At 34.7% G+C, this 22,058-nt stretch carries 21 protein-coding genes and 2 tRNA genes; 10 read left to right on the forward strand and 13 right to left on the reverse strand.

Annotated elements, in window-relative coordinates; translation table 11 throughout:
* Positions 1-165: 165 nt before the first annotated feature.
* Positions 166-699, reverse strand: a complete 534-nt coding sequence (locus tag ES675_RS05360; RefSeq protein WP_066248293.1) for an RNA methyltransferase — start codon at positions 697-699, stop codon at positions 166-168.
* 121 nt (positions 700-820) lie between these two features.
* Between ES675_RS05360 and mutS the strand changes: the two genes are divergently transcribed.
* The 3 genes from mutS (at position 821) to ES675_RS05375 (ending at position 3,740) form a co-directional block, all read left to right on the forward strand.
* A complete protein-coding gene (gene mutS / locus ES675_RS05365; protein WP_066248295.1) occupies positions 821-3,436 on the forward strand; it encodes a DNA mismatch repair protein MutS in 2,616 nt (871 codons plus the stop codon).
* Between the two features lie 118 nt (positions 3,437-3,554).
* Positions 3,555-3,626, forward strand: a tRNA-Gly gene (locus tag ES675_RS05370).
* Between the two features lie 30 nt (positions 3,627-3,656).
* Positions 3,657-3,740: transfer RNA gene (locus ES675_RS05375), tRNA-Leu, on the forward strand.
* A 228-nt stretch (positions 3,741-3,968) separates the two neighbouring features.
* Here ES675_RS05375 and ES675_RS05380 read toward each other — a convergent pair.
* The 3 genes from ES675_RS05380 to ES675_RS05390 are packed head-to-tail and all read right to left on the reverse strand — an operon-like array spanning position 3,969 to position 6,413.
* The gene (locus ES675_RS05380) at positions 3,969-4,268 is read right to left on the reverse strand and encodes a chaperone modulator CbpM (RefSeq protein WP_066248298.1); all 300 of its coding nucleotides are present in this window, start codon (positions 4,266-4,268) and stop codon (positions 3,969-3,971) included.
* A 2-nt stretch (positions 4,269-4,270) separates the two neighbouring features.
* Complete coding sequence (locus ES675_RS05385; RefSeq protein WP_066248302.1) at positions 4,271-5,161, reverse strand: DnaJ C-terminal domain-containing protein; 891 nt, start codon at positions 5,159-5,161, stop codon at positions 4,271-4,273.
* Positions 5,162-5,183: 22 nt separating this feature from the next.
* Positions 5,184-6,413 carry a metallophosphoesterase gene (locus ES675_RS05390; protein ID WP_066248306.1) on the reverse strand — a complete coding sequence of 410 codons (1,230 nt, stop codon included), beginning with the start codon at positions 6,411-6,413 and terminating at the stop codon, positions 5,184-5,186.
* A 164-nt stretch (positions 6,414-6,577) separates the two neighbouring features.
* Between ES675_RS05390 and ES675_RS05395 the strand changes: the two genes are divergently transcribed.
* The 4 genes from ES675_RS05395 to ES675_RS05410 are packed head-to-tail and all read left to right on the forward strand — an operon-like array spanning position 6,578 to position 10,548.
* Entirely contained in the window at positions 6,578-7,423 is an 846-nt protein-coding gene (locus ES675_RS05395) for a universal stress protein (protein ID WP_066248313.1), read from the forward strand.
* 28 nt (positions 7,424-7,451) lie between these two features.
* Positions 7,452-8,288, forward strand: a complete 837-nt coding sequence (locus ES675_RS05400; protein WP_066248318.1) for a universal stress protein — start codon at positions 7,452-7,454, stop codon at positions 8,286-8,288.
* Positions 8,289-8,318: 30 nt separating this feature from the next.
* A complete protein-coding gene (locus tag ES675_RS05405; RefSeq protein WP_066248324.1) occupies positions 8,319-9,176 on the forward strand; it encodes an ATP cone domain-containing protein in 858 nt (285 codons plus the stop codon).
* Entirely contained in the window at positions 9,166-10,548 is a 1,383-nt protein-coding gene (locus tag ES675_RS05410; RefSeq protein ID WP_066248329.1) for an MBL fold metallo-hydrolase RNA specificity domain-containing protein, read from the forward strand. Before ES675_RS05405 ends, ES675_RS05410 begins: the two co-directional genes overlap by 11 nt.
* Before the next feature lie 56 nt (positions 10,549-10,604).
* Here ES675_RS05410 and ES675_RS05415 read toward each other — a convergent pair whose 3' ends face one another.
* Positions 10,605-10,937 carry a hypothetical protein gene (locus tag ES675_RS05415; protein WP_066248335.1) on the reverse strand — a complete coding sequence of 111 codons (333 nt, stop codon included), beginning with the start codon at positions 10,935-10,937 and terminating at the stop codon, positions 10,605-10,607.
* Positions 10,938-11,049: 112 nt separating this feature from the next.
* Positions 11,050-12,282: a 3-deoxy-D-manno-octulosonic acid transferase gene (locus ES675_RS05420; RefSeq protein WP_231931255.1), complete on the reverse strand. Its 1,233-nt coding sequence runs from the start codon at positions 12,280-12,282 to the stop codon at positions 11,050-11,052.
* A gap of 82 nt (positions 12,283-12,364) precedes the next feature.
* On the opposite strand from ES675_RS05420, the gene ES675_RS05425 reads away from it, so the two are divergent.
* The 3 genes from ES675_RS05425 (at position 12,365) to ES675_RS05435 (ending at position 14,915) form a co-directional block, all read left to right on the forward strand.
* On the forward strand, positions 12,365-13,522 hold the full coding sequence (locus ES675_RS05425; RefSeq protein WP_066248342.1) for a DegT/DnrJ/EryC1/StrS family aminotransferase: 1,158 nt from the start codon (positions 12,365-12,367) through the stop codon (positions 13,520-13,522).
* The gene (gene galE, locus ES675_RS05430; RefSeq protein ID WP_066248345.1) at positions 13,515-14,537 is read left to right on the forward strand and encodes a UDP-glucose 4-epimerase GalE; all 1,023 of its coding nucleotides are present in this window, start codon (positions 13,515-13,517) and stop codon (positions 14,535-14,537) included. Before ES675_RS05425 ends, galE begins: the two co-directional genes overlap by 8 nt.
* Positions 14,538-14,723: 186 nt before the next feature.
* Positions 14,724-14,915, forward strand: coding sequence for a hypothetical protein (locus tag ES675_RS05435; RefSeq protein ID WP_066248607.1), 192 nt, complete (start codon positions 14,724-14,726; stop codon positions 14,913-14,915).
* A 96-nt stretch (positions 14,916-15,011) separates the two neighbouring features.
* Here the strand turns inward: ES675_RS05435 and lspA are convergent, their stop codons facing one another.
* The 7 genes from lspA to ES675_RS05470 form a co-directional block, all read right to left on the reverse strand.
* Entirely contained in the window at positions 15,012-15,512 is a 501-nt protein-coding gene (gene lspA, locus ES675_RS05440; RefSeq protein ID WP_066248348.1) for a signal peptidase II, read from the reverse strand.
* Positions 15,512-16,405, reverse strand: a complete 894-nt coding sequence (gene fabD, locus ES675_RS05445) for an ACP S-malonyltransferase (RefSeq protein ID WP_066248351.1) — start codon at positions 16,403-16,405, stop codon at positions 15,512-15,514. The genes lspA and fabD overlap by 1 nt, the downstream gene beginning before the upstream one ends.
* A gap of 114 nt (positions 16,406-16,519) precedes the next feature.
* Entirely contained in the window at positions 16,520-18,070 is a 1,551-nt protein-coding gene (locus ES675_RS05450; RefSeq protein WP_066248354.1) for an NAD(P)/FAD-dependent oxidoreductase, read from the reverse strand.
* Positions 18,071-18,099: 29 nt separating this feature from the next.
* Positions 18,100-19,377, reverse strand: coding sequence for a chloride channel protein (locus ES675_RS05455; protein ID WP_066248357.1), 1,278 nt, complete (start codon positions 19,375-19,377; stop codon positions 18,100-18,102).
* A 9-nt stretch (positions 19,378-19,386) separates the two neighbouring features.
* Positions 19,387-20,289, reverse strand: coding sequence for a dihydrofolate reductase (locus ES675_RS05460; protein ID WP_066248359.1), 903 nt, complete (start codon positions 20,287-20,289; stop codon positions 19,387-19,389).
* Positions 20,290-20,348: 59 nt separating this feature from the next.
* Positions 20,349-21,164: an energy transducer TonB gene (locus tag ES675_RS05465; protein WP_066248364.1), complete on the reverse strand. Its 816-nt coding sequence runs from the start codon at positions 21,162-21,164 to the stop codon at positions 20,349-20,351.
* A gap of 9 nt (positions 21,165-21,173) precedes the next feature.
* Positions 21,174-21,998 carry a thymidylate synthase gene (locus ES675_RS05470; protein WP_066248367.1) on the reverse strand — a complete coding sequence of 275 codons (825 nt, stop codon included), beginning with the start codon at positions 21,996-21,998 and terminating at the stop codon, positions 21,174-21,176.
* Positions 21,999-22,058 lie beyond the last annotated feature (60 nt).

The following is a 22,058-nucleotide window of genomic DNA, read 5'->3' on the forward strand; positions in this document are numbered from 1 at the left end:
GATTCCACAGGCAAAAAATGCAAGATAATATCTTTAGTTTAGATTTCAGTAGACCGTTTTTTATAAAATTATAACTCAAAGCATCCAGATTTTAGTCAATTATAAACGCTTGATATATAGTAAGAAATTTTTAAATTCAAGTAAAAAACTTTTGAATCTGTCTGTTTAATATTTTTTAAGTTTACTAAACACATCCCAAACAACCACACCACAACTAACCGAAATATTTAAGGAGTGCTTGGTGCCAAATTGTGGAATTTCCAAAACCACATCACTCGCATTTACCACTTGCTGCGCAACACCTTTTACTTCATTGCCAAAAACGAGTGCGTATCTGGTGTCGGGTTTCGGGTTGAAATTGTGTAACATTGTGGCATTTTCAGCTTGTTCAATGGCGCAAATTTGCACGTTTTCACTTTGCAATTTGGAAATCACATCTAGCGTGTTTTCGGCATATTCCCAAGCAACCGTATCGGTACTTCCTAAAGCGGTTTTATGAATATCTTTATGCGGTGGTTGTGCGGTAATGCCACACAAGTAAATTTTTTCAATTAGAAAGGCATCAGCAGTTCTAAAAACCGAACCTATATTATTCAGACTTCTAATATTATCTAAAATAATAATAATAGGTGTTTTTTTGGTGTCTTTAAATTCGTCAACACTCAATCGGTCTAACTCGCTATTTTTTAACTTTCGCATATTTTATTTTGTGATAATTGTAAATAACTTATAGAAACTTGGCTTTAAAAACCTTAAATAAATAAGTACTTTAGCAATCCTATAACTTGGGCAAAAGTAACACATAAAAATTAGTTAAACGTTGGCAAAAAAAGCAAAAAAGGAAACACCGTTAATGAAACAGTATAATGCTATCAAGGTGAAATATCCTGATGCCTTGTTATTATTTCGTGTGGGCGATTTTTATGAAACCTTTGGAGAGGATGCCATTAAAACGGCTGGGATTCTTGGCATTATTTTAACCAAACGTGGAGCAGGAAGTGAAAGCGAAATAGAACTAGCCGGCTTTCCACACCATTCCTTAAATACGTATTTACCTAAATTGGTGAAAGCTGGTGAGCGTGTGGCTATTTGTGATCAGCTGGAAGATCCGAAACTCACCAAAAACATTGTAAAACGTGGTGTTACAGAATTGGTAACGCCAGGTGTTGCTTTAAATGATGAGGTGCTAAAATCCAAATCCAACAACTTTTTATGTTCCGTGTATTTTGGGAAACTACATACTGGTATTTCGTTTTTAGATATTTCTACAGGCGAATTTTTAACGTCGCAAGGAAATGCCGAGTATATTGATAAATTACTTCAGAATTTCAATCCTAGTGAAGTATTGGTTTCTAAACAAAAGCGCATGCTTTTTAATGACACCTTCGGTCCTGATTTTCATACGTATTATTTAGAGGATTGGGTATATCAAACTGATTATACCCATGAAACACTTATAAAACATTTCGATACTAAAACGTTAAAAGGCTTTGGTATAGAAGATTTAAATGAAGGAATTATAGCTTCGGGTGCCATTTTGCATTACCTAGCCGAAACCCAACATAATAAATTACAACACATAACGGCTATCAGTAGGATTGCCGAAAATGATTATGTGTGGATGGATCGGTTTACCATGAGAAATCTGGAGCTATATCATTCTACTAATAGTAATGCGGTTACGCTATTGCAGGTTATTGATAAAACCATTTCTCCTATGGGAGGACGTTTATTAAAACGCTGGTTGGCATTGCCATTAAAGGATGTTGCTAAAATTAAGCAACGTCATGAAGTGGTTGATTTTTTGAGTAAGAATAAACCCATTCTTCAAAAAACACAAAACCACATCAAGCAAATTGGCGATTTAGAACGACTGATTTCAAAAATTGCGACAAGTAAAGTGAATCCGCGTGAGGTTATTCAACTTAAAAATTCTTTAGAAGCTATTGTGCCAATTAAGGAAATAGCGTCAAGTTGTAATAATGACGCCTTGAAAGTAATTGGAGATACGCTTCAAAGTTGTGAGGTGTTGCGACATAAAATTTCAGAAACCTTAAATGAAGATGCACCAGTAAATGTGCTAAAAGGTTTTACAATTGCCAACGGTTTTTCGGAAGAATTGGATGAGCTTCGTGGCTTGTCATCTTCTGGGAAGAGTTATTTGGATAAAATGCTGAAACGTGAAAGTGAACGTACTGGAATTACCTCACTTAAAATAGCATCTAATAACGTGTTTGGTTATTATATTGAAGTCCGTAATACACATAAAGACAAAGTTCCTGAAGAATGGATTCGGAAACAAACGTTGGTCAATGCGGAGCGTTATATAACCGAAGAACTCAAAGAATACGAAAGTAAAATATTAGGAGCTGAAGAACGTATTTTAGCCATTGAGCAGCAGTTGTTTGCCGATTTAATCCAATGGATGACACAGTATATTAAACCGGTTCAACAGAATGCCTTTTTAATTGGTCAGTTAGATTGTTTGTGTGGTTTTGCACAACTGGCAATGGATAATAATTATGTGTATCCTGTAATTGATGATTCTTTCGATTTAGAAATAAAAGATGGTCGTCATCCAGTCATTGAAAAACAATTACCACCAAGTGAAGCCTATATTGCTAACGATGTGTATTTGGATCGTGACAAGCAACAAATGATTATGATTACAGGACCTAATATGTCTGGTAAATCGGCAATTTTACGTCAAACGGCACTCATTGTTTTGTTAGCACAAACGGGAAGTTTTGTTCCAGCAAAAGCGGCCAGAATTGGTTTAGTGGATAAGATTTTTACACGTGTTGGCGCTTCAGATAATATTTCTATGGGTGAATCAACCTTTATGGTTGAAATGAATGAAACAGCCTCCATTTTAAATAACCTATCAGAACGTAGTTTGGTGTTGTTAGATGAAATTGGTCGAGGCACGAGTACTTATGATGGCATTTCCATTGCTTGGGCGATTAGTGAATACCTGCATGAACATCCTGCGAAAGCAAAAACCTTATTCGCAACGCATTATCATGAGTTAAATGAAATGACTGAAACATTTGATCGGATTAAGAATTATAATGTTTCGGTAAAAGAATTGAAAGACAATGTTTTGTTTTTACGAAAACTGGTTCCAGGAGGTAGTGAACATAGTTTTGGAATTCATGTAGCAAAAATGGCAGGTATGCCACAACAAGTTTTACATAGAGCAAATAAGATATTAAAGAAGCTTGAAAAATCACATTCTAGCGAAGAATTGACAGATAAAGTGAAAAGTTTGAAAGATGATGAGATGCAATTGAGTTTTTTCAATTTAGACGATCCCTTATTAGAAAATATCAAAGAAGAAATTTTACACATTGATATTGATACACTTACGCCTGTAGAAGCGCTCATGAAACTGAACGAAATTAAGCGCATGTTGGTCAAGAAAAAGCAGGCTTAAAATAAATTGCATTATTTTTCAAAAAAGGCTTTGCAATTCATATAAATATTTTAAATTTGCAACCGCAATAAGCAATATTGCACGCTTACTTAATGTAGGCACGTTCATTAGAAAATTTGCGAAAGTAGCTCAGGGGTAGAGCATCACCTTGCCAAGGTGGAGGTCGCGGGTTCAAATCCCGTCTTTCGCTCTGAAAACTTTTTTAAAGATAAATTCCAATGCTGAAGTGGTGGAATTGGTAGACACGTTGGACTTAAAATCCAATGTCCATTAGGACGTACGGGTTCAAGTCCCGTCTTCAGTACAGATGAAAAGCCGAAACGAAAGTTTCGGCTTTTTTGTTTTAAAAATTTGCGAAAGCACGCTTTCAAGCATATTTTTAAAACAAAAAGGAGCAATCCACACTTTTGGATTGGCTTTTCTCAAGATGTTGAAATAGGGACTCGACGCAGTCAATTCCCGATATATTGAATATGATTGGCTATTTTAAAACCTGTTAGGTCTAGGAGTAGTTCATTTTTTAATTTCAATCTCAAGTACCTGACTCATAAAACGTCAACTTATTATTAAGCGCTTTTACATCTTCTTGCAAGCGCTCTACTTTGTTTAATAAGTTTGAAATAGCGTGAATGCCTTCAATATTAATGTCTAATTCAAAATGAAATCGAATTAATTTTTCAATCGTTTGTATTTCGGTAACATAAATACATGGTGTGCTATTTTCAGTAGCAATTTCTACTAATTCATATTCGCTTAAGGCTATAATAAACTGTTCGGGAATGTCATAATGCTGACAGAATTCAGTGATAGTAATAACGTTTTTTGTTTCCATGGTTATCGTAATTTAGATAATTCAATGAATAATGCTTTCTCTTTTTCCGTAAGATTGGTTGGAGTTTTTATATCGTAGGTTATAAATAAATCGCCAAATGCATCTGCTTTTTTATAAACAGGAAATCCTTTTCCTTTCAGTTTCACTCGCGTACCGTTTTGTGTTTCTGGTTTTACGGTTAATTTTGCTTTGCCATCAAAGGTATCTACCGTAATGTTACCGCCTAAAAGTGCCGTATATAAATCCAAGTCTACTGTTTTGTATAGGTTGGCTTTATCGCGTTGAAACTTCGTGTTGTTATTTATGGTGAAGGTTATAAATAAATCCCCTTTTGGGCCATTATTTGCACCTGGACCTCCATGGCCTGAAATTTTTATGACTTGCCCATTTTCAATACCAGCAGGAATGGTAATACGAATGTTTTTTCCGTTTACGGTTAATGTGCGCTTATGACTTGTATAAACGTCTTTTAAATCTAAATGCAATTCGGCATTAAAATCTTGACCTCTAAAGCCCGCTTGGCTTCGTGAGCCTCTGGAAGCACCACCAAACATAGATTCGAAAAAATCAGAGAAATCCCCTTCGTTAAATTGATTGGAACTTGAATACTGTTGTTGCTGGCTTCTGCTCTGGTTTTGTTGCTGTCTCGCTTGATTGTAAGCATCCGCATGTTGCCAGTCCTTGCCATGCTCATCGTATTTTTTACGATTTTCAGGATGACTTAATACCTCATTGGCTTCATTAATTTCCTTAAATTTCTTTTCAGCTTCCTGATCACCGGGATTTAAATCTGGATGGTATTTTCGCGCCAATTTCCGATATGCTTTTTTAATGGCTTGCTCGTTAGCATTTTTTGGAACACCTAAAACCTTGTAGTAATCTATAAAAGGCATATTTCTATATTTTAGTTATAATTTAATAATTTTTTTCTGATTTCTGTAAGGTGATACACGTTATTTCAGGACGCATACCCAATCTGCCTGGAAATCCCATCCAGCCTAAACCACGATTAACATATAAATACTGTCCATTTTCTTGGTATAAACCCGCCCAATGCTTGTATTTGTATTTTATGGGACTCCATTCTTTTTTTCCGAAGCTTACACCAGCTTGCATACCATGTGTATGACCGGAAAGCGTTAATGCAATATCGGTTTCATGTAGCACTTCTTCGCTCCAATGAGACGGATCATGAGAGAGTAAAATTTTAAACGGAGTGTTCTCGGCTCTAAATAAAGCTGTTTGCAAATCGCCATATTGTTTAAAAGGCGGATTTCCCCAATTCTCCACACCAACAATAGCTAGTTGTTGATTGTCTATTTCTAATATTTCTGAATCGTTTAAAAGCAATTTAAAATTATTGTCTTTAAAAAAATTAGTGATGCCTTCAAAGTTTTTTTGCTTGGCTTCTGCGGATTCCCAAACGCTGTAATCCCCATAATCATGATTTCCTAAAACGGCATACATGCCTTTTTTTGCCGAAAGGTGTCGGAATGATTTTTTCCAACCGCGTAATTCCCAAGCGTAGTTGTTTACTAAATCGCCAGTAAAGAAAATTAAATCCGGTTGTAATTGATTTATCTTAACAATAGCACGATCCAGAATATGAAACCGATGGTTAAAACTGCCTAAGTGTAAATCGGAAATCTGTACAATCTTTAAACCATCAAATGCTTCAGGTAAATGCGAAAATGAAAGGATGTGTTCATGGATTTTAAAATTATAAATCGCTTTAAAAACCCCGTAGGCGATGACGAAAAACGGTAAAAAACCTGCAAATAATCCAAGCAGCGGAATGATTAAAAGTGATTCTTTATCTGTAATAGCATAATTAGTCACGAACAAAATACTAATAACGATGATGAAAATAATTTTAGGAATAAAGGATGAAATAGTCAATCCATAAAGCGAGCTAATTAAAAGTTGCTTGCGCTTTGGTGTAATAGAATCTAATTTTAATTTCAAAATAATTATAGCTGCAATCAGTCCAAACGTAAAAAACCAAAAAAGAATGTGGATACTGTATTTAAGGATGTTAGAATCCAGAAGATCCGTTATAGATTTTAGCCAATAGAAAGCGGCAAAATCTACCAGAAATATGGCCAAGCAAAGTGATAATATGGTAAAAAGCGAATAACTTCTCATGTGTAATTTAGAAAATTGAAATAGGGCAATTGAACGAGATATCAAGTTAGTTATTATATATAATATAAGTTCCGTCTGTTACATAAATATTTGTTAATGTGATAAATGTCATAGTTTATCATCTTGATATTCCTTAAATTCAAAATAGTTAAAACAGGGATATTATGAGACAAATTTTAATGCCAATTGATTTTTCGGAGAATGCTAAAAATGCTATTCGTTACGCTCTAGAATTATTTAAATATGAACGTAGTGTGTTTTATTTTTTACATACCTATGAAGATACCATTTATCAAAATGAGAAGCTAACGCGAGAAACACTTAAAGAAATTGAAAAGGCAATTCAAGCAGATGTTGAAGTGAAACTAATGGAAACACTAGCCTTTGTAAATGAAATTTCACCTAATCCGCGACATGATTATCAAGTTTTGTCAGCCAATAATTCTTTAGTAGACGAAGCAGGTAGATTAGTTGAGGAGCACAATATGGATGTTATTGTTATGGGAACACGAGGAGAAAACAATGATCCTAAAGTGCTTTTCGGAAGCCATACGGTTCAAGTATTAAAATATGTGCCATGTCCTGTATTAGCTATTCCAGAAAACTATGAATATACACAGCCCAAACACATTTTGTTTCCAACTAATTTAATGATTCCTTTCAAGCGTCGAGAACTCAAGTTGCTTTGTGAAATTGCTGCACCATATCGTTCTAAAATTGATTTGCTCTATGTATCAAAAAGTGATACGCTTTCCATTCGTCAGGAAGATAATTTAACTTTTTTAAAAGATATTGTATGTCAAAATGAGATTCAAGTTATAACGGAACATCATGATACTATTAAAACAGCGATTTATAATAATATTGAGAATCATAAATCGGATATGCTTGTCATGGTAAACAGTAGGCAATCCTTTTTTGAGGCCTTGCTCATGCAGTCGCCAATTGATAAAATTTCTTTACGTATAGACATTCCTTTTCTGGTATTGCAGAATTTAAGACGTCAATAATTATGTTTAATCCTTAAAATTAATTCAGATGAAAAATATTTTATTACCAACAGATTTTTCCGATAATTCGTTTCAAGCCATAAGCTATGCCTTGCAGCTTTTTAAAAAGGATGTATGCACATTTTATTTGCTACACACCTATACACCTGTGATTTATAATATGGATTATATGCAAAACACAGCTGCACAGTTTGATTTAATGGAAGCTGTTAAAAGTGCTTCTGTTGATGGTTTAAAACGTATTGAAGCTAAAATTGATGCAACGTATAAAAATTCAAACCATACCATTGAGCGTATTTCTTCATTTAGTACCTTGACTCAAGAGGTTAAAAATATAGTAGCCAAAAAGAATGTAGATTTTGTTGTTATGGGAACCCAAGGTGCTACAGGCGCTAAAGAAGTGCTTTTTGGTAGTAATGCCGTGCATGTATTTAAAAATGCTACCTGTCCTGTTTTAGCTATTCCTAAAGAAACCGAATTTAAAGAGCCTAAAAACCTGCTATTTCCTTCAGATTATGGTATTAATTATCAGGACAAAAACATACAACCTATAATTAAAATTTCTAAACCGCATAATTCACATTTACACATTATGCATGTCTCTTTTGGTGATGATTTAACTGATGAACAAAGTCAGAATCAAGAAACGTTGAAAAGGTATTTTGAAAAAACGCCGCATGATTTTCACGATGTGCGTAATGATGCCGTTTCGGCCGCTATTGTAGATTTTCAAAAGCAACAACCTGTTGATATGTTAATTATGATAAATAACAAACATTCATTTTTTGAAAACCTCTTTTTTAAATCTAGAATTAATCAAATAGGTTTCCATATTGGGATTCCATTTTTGGTAATACCAGCATAAGCATAAGCATAAGATCAAAAACAATTAATTATGAAACAGGATGCATTAAATTCCGATTTGGATATCATAAAATCTTCTGGAGAACGTGTTAAATTCTCATTAGAAAAATTGCGGACATCCTTGAATAGATCAGGTGCTGAAAGAGATGTAGTTAATCGGATTGTAGATGTTGTTCGGGATGAGTTGTATCAAGGTATTTCAACCAAAGAAATTTATAATAGAGCGTATGCCTTACTCAAAAAAGAAAAGCGCTACTATGCGTCAAAATATAAATTAAAAAAAGCCATTTATGAATTAGGACCAACAGGTTTTCCTTTCGAAAACTTTATAGCAGCACTGCTGAAATATTCGGGTTATGATACAAAAGTTGGACAGATTCTACAAGGTACATGTGTGCCTCATGAAATAGATGTAGTTGCTCATAAAAATACCGACACTACCATTATAGAGTGTAAATTTCACAGTGAGGAAGGACGGAATTGCAATGTGAAGGTGCCACTTTATATCGCCTCCCGGTTTAAAGATGTAAAGAAACATTGGGACTCGAAACCACATAAAACGTCATTAAATCAGGGTTGGGTAGTCACAAATACACGATTTACAAAAGATGCGCTTCAATATGGTAATTGCATAGGGTTGTATTTATTGAGTTGGGATTACCCTAAAAATGACGGGCTTAAAGATCGGATTGACAGACTGGGTTTGTATCCGATTACGGTATCAACATTACTCACAAAACGTGAAAAACAATTTTTATTAACGCGAGATGTGGTGCTTTGTCGCGATTTGATTGGTGATGTTTTTTATTTAGATCATTTGGGGATTTCAGAAATTAGAAAGACAAAAATATTAAACGAAATTAAACAGTTATGTCATCATGATAAATGAGTTAAATCGAGTTAAAGTCACGTTTTTAGGAGCTTCCCAAGTGGTTACAGGTTCTAAATATTTATTAGAAACAGGTGACTTAAATATTATGATAGATTGTGGCATGTTTCAAGGGTTAAAGGAATTGCGCGCGTTAAATTGGCAAGATTTACCTATAGATGTTCCAGCTATAGATGTTGTTTTATTAACACATGGCCATTTAGATCATGTAGGTTATTTACCAAGGTTGGTAAGACAAGGTTTTTCTGGAAAAATAATAGGTACAGGTCCAACATTAGCCATAGCAGAAATTATTTTAAGAGACAGTGCTAAAATTCACGAAGAAGAAGCCGAAAAAGCAAATAAAGAAAAATATAGTAAACATGAGCCGGCGCTGCCATTTTTTTCAGCTCTTGATGTAGAAAGAACCATACGTATGTTTCAATCGCAATTGCCAGATAAATGGATTGATCTTTCGGAACTCTGTAAATATCGCTTTCAATATAATGGACATATTTTAGGCGCTACCTTTATTGAATTAAATATTAATGAGAAACGCTTCGTGTTTTCAGGAGATATTGGTCGTCAAGAAGATTATTTACTCGAGCCGCCAAAAAGACCAGAATGGGCAGACTATTTGTTTATAGAAAGTACCTATGGTAATAAATTACATCCGGAAGAAAATGTAGAAGCTATTTTAACAGATTTGGTAAAACAAACGATTCATAAAAAAGGTAATTTAATTATTCCAAGTTTTGCGGTAGAACGCTTACAGACTTTAATGTTTGTACTGTGGAAATTGTTTAAGGAAAACAAAATACCAAACATTCCGATAATTGTAGATAGTCCAATGGGTCATAATGTTTTAGATATTTTTAGCCAGTTTCCAGATTGGCATAAACTATCTCATTCTGAATATCAGGCCATGGTTCAACATGTAATCATAACAGAATCATATAGAGATACCTGGAAAGCTATTGATGACAAGCGCTCCAAGATTGTTATAGCAGGTAGCGGAATGGTAACTGGTGGACGTGTGTTAACGTATTTACAACAACTTATTGATGAATCTGCAACAACCGTTTTACTAGTCGGTTATCAAGCGGAAGGAACGCGAGGTAGACAATTATTAGATGGTGCTCACGAAATTAAGTTTTTTGGAAAATACTATCCCGTTAAAGCGCGAGTGGCACATTTGGAAAGTTTATCAGCTCATGCCGACCAAAAGGGATTGTTACATTGGATGAGTGGCATAAAGAATATCCCTGAAAAAGTGTTTTTAGTACATGGTGAACCAGCAGCAATGGATGCATTTCGTGTAAAAATACAAACGGATTTAAATTGGTTGGTTTCAATGCCGAAATTAAATGAAGTAGAAATTTTAAATATTTAAATAAAAAAAGCGCTCCGTTTGGAGCGCTTTTCAAATTTAGATTTGTAAAAATCTAATTAATTATCGTCAGTTATGTCGTTAACTTTATCTTTAGTTGCATCAGCAGCATTGTCAATAGCCTTTCCAGTTTCATCAACTGCATTGTCAATTGCATCACCAGTGTCATTTGCAGCTTTGTCAATAGCTTTACCAGCTTCTTCCATTGCACCTTCAGTTTCGTCAGCAGCATCTTCCATAGCATCTTCTACATCATCAGCAGCATCTTCCATAGCATCACCAGCGTTGTCCATTGTTTCTTCTACGCTATCAGCATTTTTCTCATCTCTACAAGATGTGAAAGTTACACCTAAAGCTAATAATAAAGCAGTACTTAATAATAATTTTTTCATTAGTTTAAAAGTTTTAGTGTTAATTTTAATGATGCGAATTTAATAACAAATTATGAAATTATGCATTTAATTTTAACATTTTTTAACAACCGTTAAAAATTCGCAGTTCCACCTATATACGTACGTAGTTTATGATTTGGATCACAGCACCAGTATTTTTTTTTATGTAATTAAGATTCTGATTACCAGAATTTTGTATTTCCGAAGGGTTTTTTATGAAATGATCTAATGTTTTTTTTATTTCATATTGATTGCTAACGGATATCATACCGCCTTCTGAAATCATTTGCGAAGCTTCCGGAAATTTGTCATAATGCTTCCCAATTATGATAGGAACACCAAAAACAGCAGGTTCCAAAGTGTTGTGTAACCCCGTTGATCCCATGGCTCCACCAACATAAGCTATGTCGGCGTATTTATAAATCTTGCTTAATAATCCAATAGTATCAATAATTAAAACGCTGTAGTTATCTAATTTTTTATCTGCTTTTTCTGAAAAAAGGACTGTCTTTTTCGTTAAAGCATCTTGCAGTTTCTTAATCTGATTCACTTTAATATTGTGTGGTGCAATTATGAATTTCGTGTTGGAATCTGTATTGTTTATGTAATTAATTAATAACGCTTCGTCTTCAGGCCACGTACTACCAGCAACCAAACATATTTGGTTGTTTTTGAATTGGTCTATAAAAGGCAATTCATTGTTTTGTGATAATTGACTGAAAACCCGATCAAAACGTGTGTCGCCTGTTACGGTGGTTTCATTATAATTTATAGTTGCTAATAAGTTTTGCGTGTTGATATCTTGAACAAAAATATGCTTGAAAGCGAAGAGCGCCTGACGCATAAAACCGCCATAAAATTTAAAAAAGGATTGTTCTTTTCTAAATAAAGCGGAAATTAGAAGTGCTTTACTACCTCGTTTTTTTAATTCTAATAGATAATTCGGCCAAATATCATACTTGACAAAAAGGGTTAATTCTGGATTAACTAACTCAAAAAAGCGTTTGGCATTATAAGGTGTGTCCAATGGTAAATATACAACTACATCAGCAATGGCGGTGTTTTTCCTGATTTCATACCCTGAAGGTGAGAAGAAAGTAAGTACAATTTTATGGGTTGGGTAAAGCGTTCGTAATTCCTTGAAAACAGGTAAACCTTGCTCATATTCGCCTAAAGAAGCACAGTGATACCAAAGTGTTTTGTCAGATTCATTTAATACATTTTTTAGAATAGAAAAACTATTGGAACGGCCAGAAACACCTAGCTTTATTTTGCTGTTGAATAAAGCTACAAGCGGCAAAACCAATTGCGCCAAATGCATTCCAATGTTATAAATAATTCTCAATTGCTATTCTTTGACGCTAAAATACATTTCTTTGAAATAATTTCATTGGTTCGCGTTAATGAATTTCGTAATTTCGTAGCATATGAGAAAAATTCAAATGGTTGACCTTAAAGGTCAATATAACGCGATAAAGGATGTTGTGAATCCTGATATTCAGGAAATAATTGATAATACATCATTCATTAATGGACCAAAAGTTCATGAGTTTCAGAAAAATCTGGAGACGTATTTAAATGTTAAACATGTTATTCCATGTGCTAATGGTACGGATGCTTTGCAAATAGCCATGATGGGCTTGGGATTAAAACCAGGTGATGAGGTTATTACAGCCGATTTTACCTTTGCAGCAACCGTTGAGGTTATTGCGCTTTTGCAATTAACACCTGTTTTAGTGGATGTGAATCCAGACGATTTTAACATTAGCATTCAAGCGATAAAAAATGCTATTACGCCAAAAACTAAAGCTATTGTGCCTGTTCATTTATTTGGACAATGTGCCGATATGGAAGCTATTATGGCGTTAGCAGAAGCACATAATTTATTTGTCATTGAAGATAATGCCCAAGCAATTGGTGCTGATTACACCTATAGTAATGGCAAAAAAGCGAAAGCTGGAACTATTGGTCATGTTGCGTCTACTTCATTTTTTCCATCTAAAAATTTAGGCTGTTATGGGGATGGAGGCGCTATTTTCACCAATGATGATGCTTTGGCGCATACCATTCGTGGAATTGTAAATCATGGGATGTACGAACGCTATCATCATGATGTGGTTGGTGTTAACTCCCGGTTGGATTCTATTCAAGCGGCTGTTTTAAATGCCAAATTACCCCATTTGGATGCTTATAATAAAGCGAGACAAACGGCAGCTATGAAATATGATTCTGCTTTTAAAGATCACGCAAATATTCAAATTCCTTTTAGAAAAAGTACTGATTGTGAAGGCAATTGTTCAACTTGTGATTGTCATGTATTTCATCAATACACACTAAAAACCAAAAATGTAGATCGTGATGGCTTGGTGAAATTTTTAAATTCTCATGATATTCCTTGTGGTGTTTATTATCCAATTCCGCTTCATAAACAAAAAGCTTATGAAGATGATCGTTATAATGAAGCCGATTTTCCAGTAACTAATCAATTAATAAAAAGTGTTATTTCATTACCAATGCATACAGAATTGGATGATGAGCAAATCGACTTTATTACGTCAAAAGTTTTAGAATACATTAATGGATAAAATATTAGTTACAGGCGGTTTAGGTTTTATTGGTTCACATACCGTTATCGAATTGCAGAACGAAGGTTTTGAAGTGGTAATAATTGATAATCTATCCAATTCATCTATAGCTGTTTTAGAAGGGATTACCGCAATTTCCGGTAAGTCACCTCTTTTTGAACAATTAGAGTTAAAGGATAAATCAGCTGTTCAAAATTTCTTTTCTAAACATAAAGATATTAAAGGTGTTATTCATTTTGCAGCTAGTAAAGCAGTTGGTGAAAGCGTACAAGAACCGCTCATGTACTATGAAAACAATCTAAACACACTTATTTATATATTGCAGGAATTGGCTGCTAAAATAGAGTCAAACTTCATATTTAGTTCGTCATGTACGGTTTATGGTCAAGCAGATGACATGCCTATTACTGAAGGCGCAGCTATAAAACCTGCGGAATCACCTTATGGAAATACCAAGCAAATAGGTGAAGAAATTATAAAAGATACCTGTAAAGTTAAGTCGAATTTAAATGCGATTGCTTTGCGCTATTTTAATCCTATTGGAGCACATCCAACAGCCATAATAGGCGAATTACCTATTGGAGTGCCACAAAATTTGGTGCCATTTATTACCCAAACAGGAGCAGGTTTACGAGATGCTTTATCCGTTTTTGGAGATGATTATCCAACACCAGATGGTACCTGTATTCGGGATTATATCCATGTTGTAGATTTAGCAAAAGCCCATGTTGTTGCGTTAAAACGCTTGTTGAATAAGAAGAATACTACAAATTATGAAACCTTTAATATTGGTACAGGAGTAGGAAGTTCTGTATTAGAAGTTATCCATTCTTTTGAACGTGTTTCCAATAAAAGTGTGAATTATAAAATTGCTGATAGACGGGAAGGCGATGTTATTTCGGCTTATGCAGATACGACTAAAGCTAATGAAGTATTAGGTTGGAAAGCAGAATCAAGTTTAGATGAAGCCATGTTGTCTGCATGGAAATGGGAACAGAATATAAGGAATTTGTAAGCAGTTTCTTTCATTTAAGTATTTAATATCTCATAATTATACGTAAGTTTCATTGTGGATATGATAATGAAATAGCGTTTCAATTATTGTATCGATATTATTAACCTGATTAACAGTGTTTTAATAGTGTATTTTTGCGTATTCCTCTAAAAAGTCGTTTCTTTGTACCAAATGATACGAGATAATATGAAATTGATTACAGTAAAACGTGAGACGAAAGTCGAAAAAAGATTCACACCAAAGATGGGTGAATTACTTACTAGAGTAACTTACATTAAGAAGCAGTTTTTAAGTATTCCTGTTAAAACGGTTCACAAATATCGTGAAACGTATTATGGAAAAATTAAAGATTGTGAATCTTGCGAATTGGCAAGATAAACGTGTAATACATTAATCTATTAAACAAAAAGCGTGTCGAAAACATATATAAATATGATTTTGACACGCTTTTTCTATGTCTTAATTTTAAATTTTTTAGGCTGTTTCTTTATCGTTTTTCCTAGTTTTAAAACTAGAAAATAATAAAAGTCCCATTCCAAACATCACAGACATATCTGCAACGTTAAATATTCCAGTTCTAAAAACGCCGCCTAAATCTATGTGAAAGAAATCGGTTACTGAACCGTAAACAATTCTATCATATACATTAGCAATTCCACCACCAACTATACAGCAAAAACCAATTAAAGACCATTTATCTAATTCTTTGGTTTTAATGATATAGTAAACCACATAACCTAAAACTACGGTCGGCAAAATTAATAAAAAAATGAGTCGCAAAGTTGGATTGAAATCGCTTCCCATTCCTAAAAATGCGCCAGAATTTTCAACATTATGTAATGTGAATAAATCGCCAATGATAGGTGTTTGACTACCCGGAATAACATCAGCTCTAACAATAATTTTTGTAATCTGATCAATAGCAATATTGAATACTATTAATAGAATAATCCAAGTAGTACGTGATAGTTTCATTAGGCTTCCGTTTCAAAAGTTGCAGAGGCCGTTTGAGAATCTCTATTGATTTTCTTCACCAAGCCTTGTAGGACATTTCCTGGTCCAACTTCCGTAAATAGGGTAGCGCCATCTGTTATCATTTGCTGAACAGACTGCGTCCATTTTACCGGAGCTGTTAATTGTGAAATTAAATTGGCTTTAATAATCGCTTCATCCATAACGGCACTTGCTGTTACGTTTTGATATATTGGGCATCGTGGTTTACCAAAAGTGGTAGCTTCAATAGCGGCTGCTAACTCCTCACGAGCAGGTTCCATTAACGGCGAATGAAATGCACCACCAACTGGTAATACTAATGCACGACGCGCGCCTGCTGTTTTCAATGATTCGCAAGCTCTATTTACGGCCTCAATTTCTCCAGAGATCACTAATTGTCCTGGGCAGTTATAGTTGGCAGCAACTACAATTCCTTCGGTTTCGGCACATATTTTTTCAACAATAACATCTTCTAAACCTAAAACGGCAGCCATTGTACTTGGTTGGATTTCGCAGGCTTTCTGCATGGCTAATGCACGAGCAGAAACTAGTTTTACACCATCTTCAAAAGACATGGTGCCATTGGCAACTAATGCAGAAAATTCACCTAATGAATGTCCAGCTACCATATCAGGTTTGAAACTGTCACCTAAAACTTTAGCTAAAATAACCGAATGTAAAAAAATAGCTGGTTGCGTAACCTTGGTTTGTTTTAAATCTTCAGCAGACCCTTCAAACATGGTATCTGTTATATTAAAACCTAATATGTCATTCGCAATTTCAAATAATTCTTGTGCTAAAGGCGATTTTTCGTAAAGGTCCAATCCCATTCCTGAAAATTGGGCGCCTTGTCCTGGAAATATATATGCATTCATGTGTGTCAAATTTTGATTGCTGCAAAAATAGGAAATTTTAAATTAGTTTACAGTTGCCGTCAAATGATAAAATAGACCTATTAAAACAACTCCACCACAAACAATACACTAGCTTTAAGAGCAAGCCGCTTCCGCACAACGCTCACCATCCATGGCGGCTGAAACAATACCTCCAGCATAACCACCACCTTCACCGCAAGGGTACAGGCCTTTAATTTGTGTGTGCTCTAATTTTTCATTTCTAGGAATACTAATAGGTGAGGAGGTACGCGATTCCACACCAACTATATTTGCTTCTTCTGTATAATAACCATGCATTTTTTCGCCAAAAGCTTTAAAGCCTTGACGTAAACGACTCCCAATTAATTTCGGTAATAAGGAATGTAAAGGTGCCGAATTTAAACCAGGTTGATAGGATGTTGGGTTTAATGTAGGTGATAATTTACCCTCAACAAAGTCTGTTAAACGTTGGGCAGGAGCTGTTTGAGTTCTGCCGCCAGCCGTAAAGGCTAAACGCTCTAAATCCTTCTGATATTCTAAACCTTTCAGCACGCCAAAATGCTCATATTTATGTAAATCTTTATGGACATCAATTTCAACAACAATACCCGAATTAGCAAACAAATTATTTCGTTTGGAAGGTGACATGCCGTTAACAACCACTTCGCCATTAGCTGTAGCAGCTGGAACAATAAAACCACCTGGACACATACAAAACGAATACACACCACGATCGTTAACTTGTTGCACTAAACTATAGGAAGCTGCTGGTAATAAATCGCTGCGTTTACCGCTACAATGATATTGAATACTGTCAATAATTTCTTGTGGATGTTCGGCTCGAACACCCATGGCAAAAGATTTTGCTTCGAGTGCAATTTCTTTTCTATGTAATAAATAATAAATATCTCTAGCGGAATGACCAGTTGCTAAAATAACGCGATTGGCTTCCATCTCGTTGCCATTTTGTAATTGAATGGCTTGGATGGTGTTGTTTTTTATAGTAAAATCGGTAACACGTGTTTCAAAATGAATTTCACCACCGTGGTTTAAAATGGTTTCACGAACATTTTGAACCACTTTTGGCAACTTATTGGTGCCAATATGTGGATGGGCATCGACTAAAATTTGATCGGTTGCACCGTGATATACGAGGTTCTCAAAAATACGTCGCACATCACCACGTTTTAAACTTCGGGTGTATAATTTCCCATCACTATAGGTTCCAGCGCCACCTTCCCCAAAGCAATAGTTGGAATCTTCGTTTACAAAATGATCTTGATTGATGGCTTTTAAATCCCGACGACGATCTTTTACATTTCTTCCACGTTCCAAAACAATAGGTTTAAAACCGAGTTCAATACAGCGTAAAGCAGCGTACATTCCTGCAGGTCCGAAACCAATAATGTGAACAGGTTTTGCTTTGGAAACATCTTTATAATCAAAGGTGTATTCTGATGTTTCTGGAACAGGTTCGTTAATATAAACGGCGACTTTATAATTGAAAATTATCTTTGGTTTTCGCGCATCAATAGACTTCCGAAGTACTTTAATGCCAGAAATTTTTTCGCGACTTATATCAAGAAATTGAGACGCTTTTATTAGTAAAATATCAGCACGTTCCTCTTCTGCTAAACTAACGCGCAATTGAATGTCTTTAACCATACTGCGAAATTAGAGAAAAAATGGGAATATTACGCGTCTTTTTTCTCGCTCATTTGAGATCCAATAAACGGAATGCGTGGTGCTAAAAAATAACCCGTTAAACTAGCAAATAGAATCGGAATAAAATACGTAAAACCGGTTAAGGTTGATAGTAAAATAGTCGTACTCATGGGTGTTCTAGTTACGCAAGCATTTATGGCTGCCATACAACTTACAATAGTTAATGATAAACTAATGGATGGTAAAAATTGGTGAATTATTAAACCCAAAGTAGCGCCTGTAAAAAACAAGGGAATTATAAAGCCACCTCGCCAACCTGATGTAACGGTTATTGCAATGGCAATTATTTTAAAACATAGAATGAGGACGAGCATTTTTAGAGGAAAGTCGCTTAAAATAAGGGTGTTAATTTCATGATGCCCAAAATAGCGCGTGATAGGTAGATAGTAAACAATACATCCCAATATAATACCTCCAATAAGGGTATTGATGTAAATTGGCACGTTTAATTTTGCAAAGATATTTTTGAAGAATTTGGTACATATAATAAAAAGCCAACCAAACCCTGTTGCTATAATTGCAAATAAAATGGCATAAGCAAAATCAAACTTACTTAACATTTCATAAGCCGGTAAATCCCAAGTAGGACCAATACCTAGATGAATAATTAAAGCAAATATCATATAACTAAAACTGCTAGCTACAAAGGCTGGAATAATAGCTTTGTAATATTCTACCGCATGCTCATGATGTAAAATTTCAAGCGAAAATAAGCTACCACCTAAAGGCGCACCAAATAAAGCTGTAAACCCTGAAGCCATACCTGCAATGCTCATGGAACGTAGGTCTTCACCTTTTAATCGAAAAACTTTTCCAAGCCACGTACCAGTTGATCCTGTTACTTGAACTAAAGGTGCTTCCGGACCCAAACTACCTCCTGACGCAATACATAATAAGGAAGAAAGAATCATGGATGGGTTATTCTTCGGGTCGAGTTTTCCTTTATTAAAACGAATGTTGTTTACAATTAAATGTATTTCCCCTGGATCCCCAATAAAGTGAATAACAAAACCTGCTAAAAGCCCACAAATAGCCATCGTTGGAATAACCAACCAACCATCAAAAAACGCTAATTGATGTGTGAAAAACTCTAAAATTATCCAATATACACTGGCAATCAATCCGCCTAATAAACCCAATATAGCCCAAAGAATAAATTTTCTGCTAAATACAAAAGGATTAAATTGAATGGGTTGATCCAGTATATTGAGATACGTTATGAGTTTGCGTTTCTTTTTAAGCTTCACAACAGTTTTTTATTGACGTGTATAGGTTATAAACGAGAAATCATGAGCATGCTTGTCATCTTTTGGATGCGTAGTTTTGGTAACTTCTTTCCAGATAGATGGATCTATTTCTGGGAAAAATGTATCTGCTTCAAAATTGGAATGAACACGTGTTATTTCTAATTTATCAGCAAAAGGCAAAGCTTGCTTATATATTTCGCCGCCTCCAATTACAAATGGTTGTTTGTCTGATTTTGAAGCGTCTAAAGCATCTTCTAAATTATTAACGACAATAACGCCAGTAGGCACTTGATAGTTTTTTTGACGTGTTATAACAACATGTGTACGGTTAGGTAAGGGTTTCGGAAAACTTTCAAACGTTTTACGACCCATAATAATATGGTGACCATTTGTTAGGTTTTTGAACCGCTTAAGGTCGTCACTTAAATGCCAAATCAGTTGGTTGTCTTTTCCTATAGCATTATTCTCTCCAGCGGCAACTATTATGGTGATATTTGAGTTTTTAGAAGTTGCTATCAGATTTTTTTTTTCTGGTAATGGTAAGTCTTTTTCAACCTGTGTGGTTAATTCGGAAATGCGTTGCTTTTGCTTATTAATAAGTAGGTTTAGTTGTTTTTCTTCCCATTTTTTGCTTAGCAACTTGGAAGTAATGAATACGTTAAATAAATGATAAACAAAAAGTGCTAACCAAATACCAATAGCAAAAACAAACCAAGGAATACCAAAAGGTGTAAATGTTTCACCAATGCCTATGCCTGTATTGGCAACAATAAGGAAAACAGATCCAATTAGAAAAATCACAAAATGCGCATACAACCGCTTTTTTTGTTTAATGCGGTTTTGGGCAGTTTTTAAAAGCTCCAATTGTTCCTTGTCTATTTCTGTAGTAGTATCTTTTTTCTTTCCGAACATGATTGACTGAATTTAAACAAATTTAGCTATTTTTTGCTGAATTAATCATTGGAAATAGATTAGAAATAAATGGTCATTAAAAATTTAACTGGATATTTTGCAGGTTTACCATTTACATAACCAGGGGCTTTCATTTTTGGCATGCGTTTCAAAACTCTGATAGCTTCGGCTGCCATTTCTCTTTTATGTGCTTTAGCAGAAATATCTTCGGCTTTACCTTTCTCGTTTATAACAAAGCTAACTTCAAATTGCGTACTCTTATCCAACGGGAATAATTTATCTGCCAACTCATAATTAATGCTAACTTTAATATAATCCATTATTTTTTTGATGGTGCAATTTTTTAAATCTTCAAAATTCACCGAATCATCACAACCTCTGAAAGTCGGATACTGCATATTTGCAGACGTTCTATTTCCATTGGCAATTTTGAGTTTTATAGGGAGAAAATATGGTACGCGAACAGCTTTACCATCTATGTAACCAGGTTCTAATTTAGGAATTAGTTGAACAACACGAATAGCTTCTGCTTCCAACTCCGGATAGCCTGCTCGTGCTTTAATATCAACAATATCTCCTGTTGTGTCTATTTTAAAAAACACATTAATTTTTACTTCAGTTCCAGGAGGTGCATCAATATTTTTGGTAACTGAAGAATTAAATTTTTTAGCAACATGTTCCTGTATTTTTTTGCTAAAACACGTTTTTAGCTCATAATTGTCCAATGATTTATCACAGCCTTTGTAAATTGGTACGCGCTCAACTAATGCAAATGAAACATCTTCATCAACTTGCGTACTGTCTTGAATAGTTGGTGCTTGAGAATAGCTGGTTAAGCTAAAAAGCAGGGAAAATATAAAAAGTAGATTTTTCATTTAGGGGGTTTAAATGGCAACTTTCCCTTTAATATGTGGATGCGGATTATAATCTACTAACGTAAAGTCTTCAAATTTGAAATCGAAAATATCTGTTACATCTGGATTTATAAGCATTTTTGGGAGTGGTCTAATATCACGAGACAATTGTAATTCTAATTGCTCATAATGATTGCTGTAAATATGTGCATCACCAAAAGTGTGAATGAATTCGCCTGCTTCATAGCCACAAATTTGTGCCATCATCATAGTGAAAAGCGCATACGAACCAATATTGAAAGGAACACCTAAAAATATATCAGCACTACGTTGGTATAATTGACAAGACAACTTACCATCTGCAACATAAAATTGAAAAAAGGCATGACATGGCGGGAGTGCTGCTTTTCCGTTGGCCACATTCTCATCAAAAGATTTTGACGTGTCTGGCATTACCGATGGGTTCCAAGCCGAAACCATCATACGTCGGCTATTTGGATTGGTCTTTAAAGTTTCAACAATATCTTTAATTTGATCAATATCATCATTATTCCAATTTCGCCATTGGTGACCATAAACAGGACCTAAATCACCATTTTCATCTGCCCATTCGTTCCATATTCTAACACCATTGTCTGTTAAATATTTGATGTTAGTATCACCTTTTAAAAACCATAAAAGTTCGTAAACTATAGATTTTAAATGTAGTTTTTTGGTGGTAACCATTGGGAAACCTTCGCTTAAATCAAAACGCATTTGATATCCAAATACACTTTTTGTTCCAGTTCCTGTACGGTCACCTTTTTCGTTTCCGTTTTCTAATACGTGCTTAACTAGGTCGTGATATTGTTTCATAATATGTCCCCCGAAAATGGGAATCTCTTTTTTAATTAAACAAAAATTTCAGTTTACTAG

This window comes from Algorimicrobium algoritergicola, assembly GCF_008086165.1.
GTDB classification, from domain to species: Bacteria; Bacteroidota; Bacteroidia; order Flavobacteriales; family Flavobacteriaceae; genus Algorimicrobium; species Algorimicrobium algoritergicola.

Bases quoted from the DNA above. Each gene is read 5' to 3' on its own strand.
- ES675_RS05465 (WP_066248364.1), bottom strand. From the start codon at position 21,164: ATGAAAAATCTACTTTTTATATTTTCCCTGCTTTTTAGCTTAACCAGC.
- ES675_RS05450 (WP_066248354.1), bottom strand. From the start codon at position 18,070: ATGGTTAAAGACATTCAATTGCGCGTTAGTTTAGCAGAAGAGGAACGT.
- ES675_RS05360 (WP_066248293.1), bottom strand. From the start codon at position 699: ATGCGAAAGTTAAAAAATAGCGAGTTAGACCGATTGAGTGTTGACGAA.
- ES675_RS05395 (WP_066248313.1), top strand. From the start codon at position 6,578: ATGAGACAAATTTTAATGCCAATTGATTTTTCGGAGAATGCTAAAAAT.
- ES675_RS05470 (WP_066248367.1), bottom strand. From the start codon at position 21,998: ATGAAACAATATCACGACCTAGTTAAGCACGTATTAGAAAACGGAAAC.
- ES675_RS05385 (WP_066248302.1), bottom strand. From the start codon at position 5,161: ATGCCTTTTATAGATTACTACAAGGTTTTAGGTGTTCCAAAAAATGCT.
- ES675_RS05400 (WP_066248318.1), top strand. From the start codon at position 7,452: ATGAAAAATATTTTATTACCAACAGATTTTTCCGATAATTCGTTTCAA.
- ES675_RS05415 (WP_066248335.1), bottom strand. From the start codon at position 10,937: ATGAAAAAATTATTATTAAGTACTGCTTTATTATTAGCTTTAGGTGTA.
- fabD (WP_066248351.1), bottom strand. From the start codon at position 16,405: ATGAATGCATATATATTTCCAGGACAAGGCGCCCAATTTTCAGGAATG.
- ES675_RS05390 (WP_066248306.1), bottom strand. From the start codon at position 6,413: ATGAGAAGTTATTCGCTTTTTACCATATTATCACTTTGCTTGGCCATA.
- lspA (WP_066248348.1), bottom strand. From the start codon at position 15,512: ATGAAACTATCACGTACTACTTGGATTATTCTATTAATAGTATTCAAT.
- ES675_RS05405 (WP_066248324.1), top strand. From the start codon at position 8,319: ATGAAACAGGATGCATTAAATTCCGATTTGGATATCATAAAATCTTCT.
- ES675_RS05410 (WP_066248329.1), top strand. From the start codon at position 9,166: ATGATAAATGAGTTAAATCGAGTTAAAGTCACGTTTTTAGGAGCTTCC.
- galE (WP_066248345.1), top strand. From the start codon at position 13,515: ATGGATAAAATATTAGTTACAGGCGGTTTAGGTTTTATTGGTTCACAT.
- ES675_RS05380 (WP_066248298.1), bottom strand. From the start codon at position 4,268: ATGGAAACAAAAAACGTTATTACTATCACTGAATTCTGTCAGCATTAT.
- ES675_RS05435 (WP_066248607.1), top strand. From the start codon at position 14,724: ATGAAATTGATTACAGTAAAACGTGAGACGAAAGTCGAAAAAAGATTC.
- ES675_RS05425 (WP_066248342.1), top strand. From the start codon at position 12,365: ATGAGAAAAATTCAAATGGTTGACCTTAAAGGTCAATATAACGCGATA.
- ES675_RS05460 (WP_066248359.1), bottom strand. From the start codon at position 20,289: ATGTTCGGAAAGAAAAAAGATACTACTACAGAAATAGACAAGGAACAA.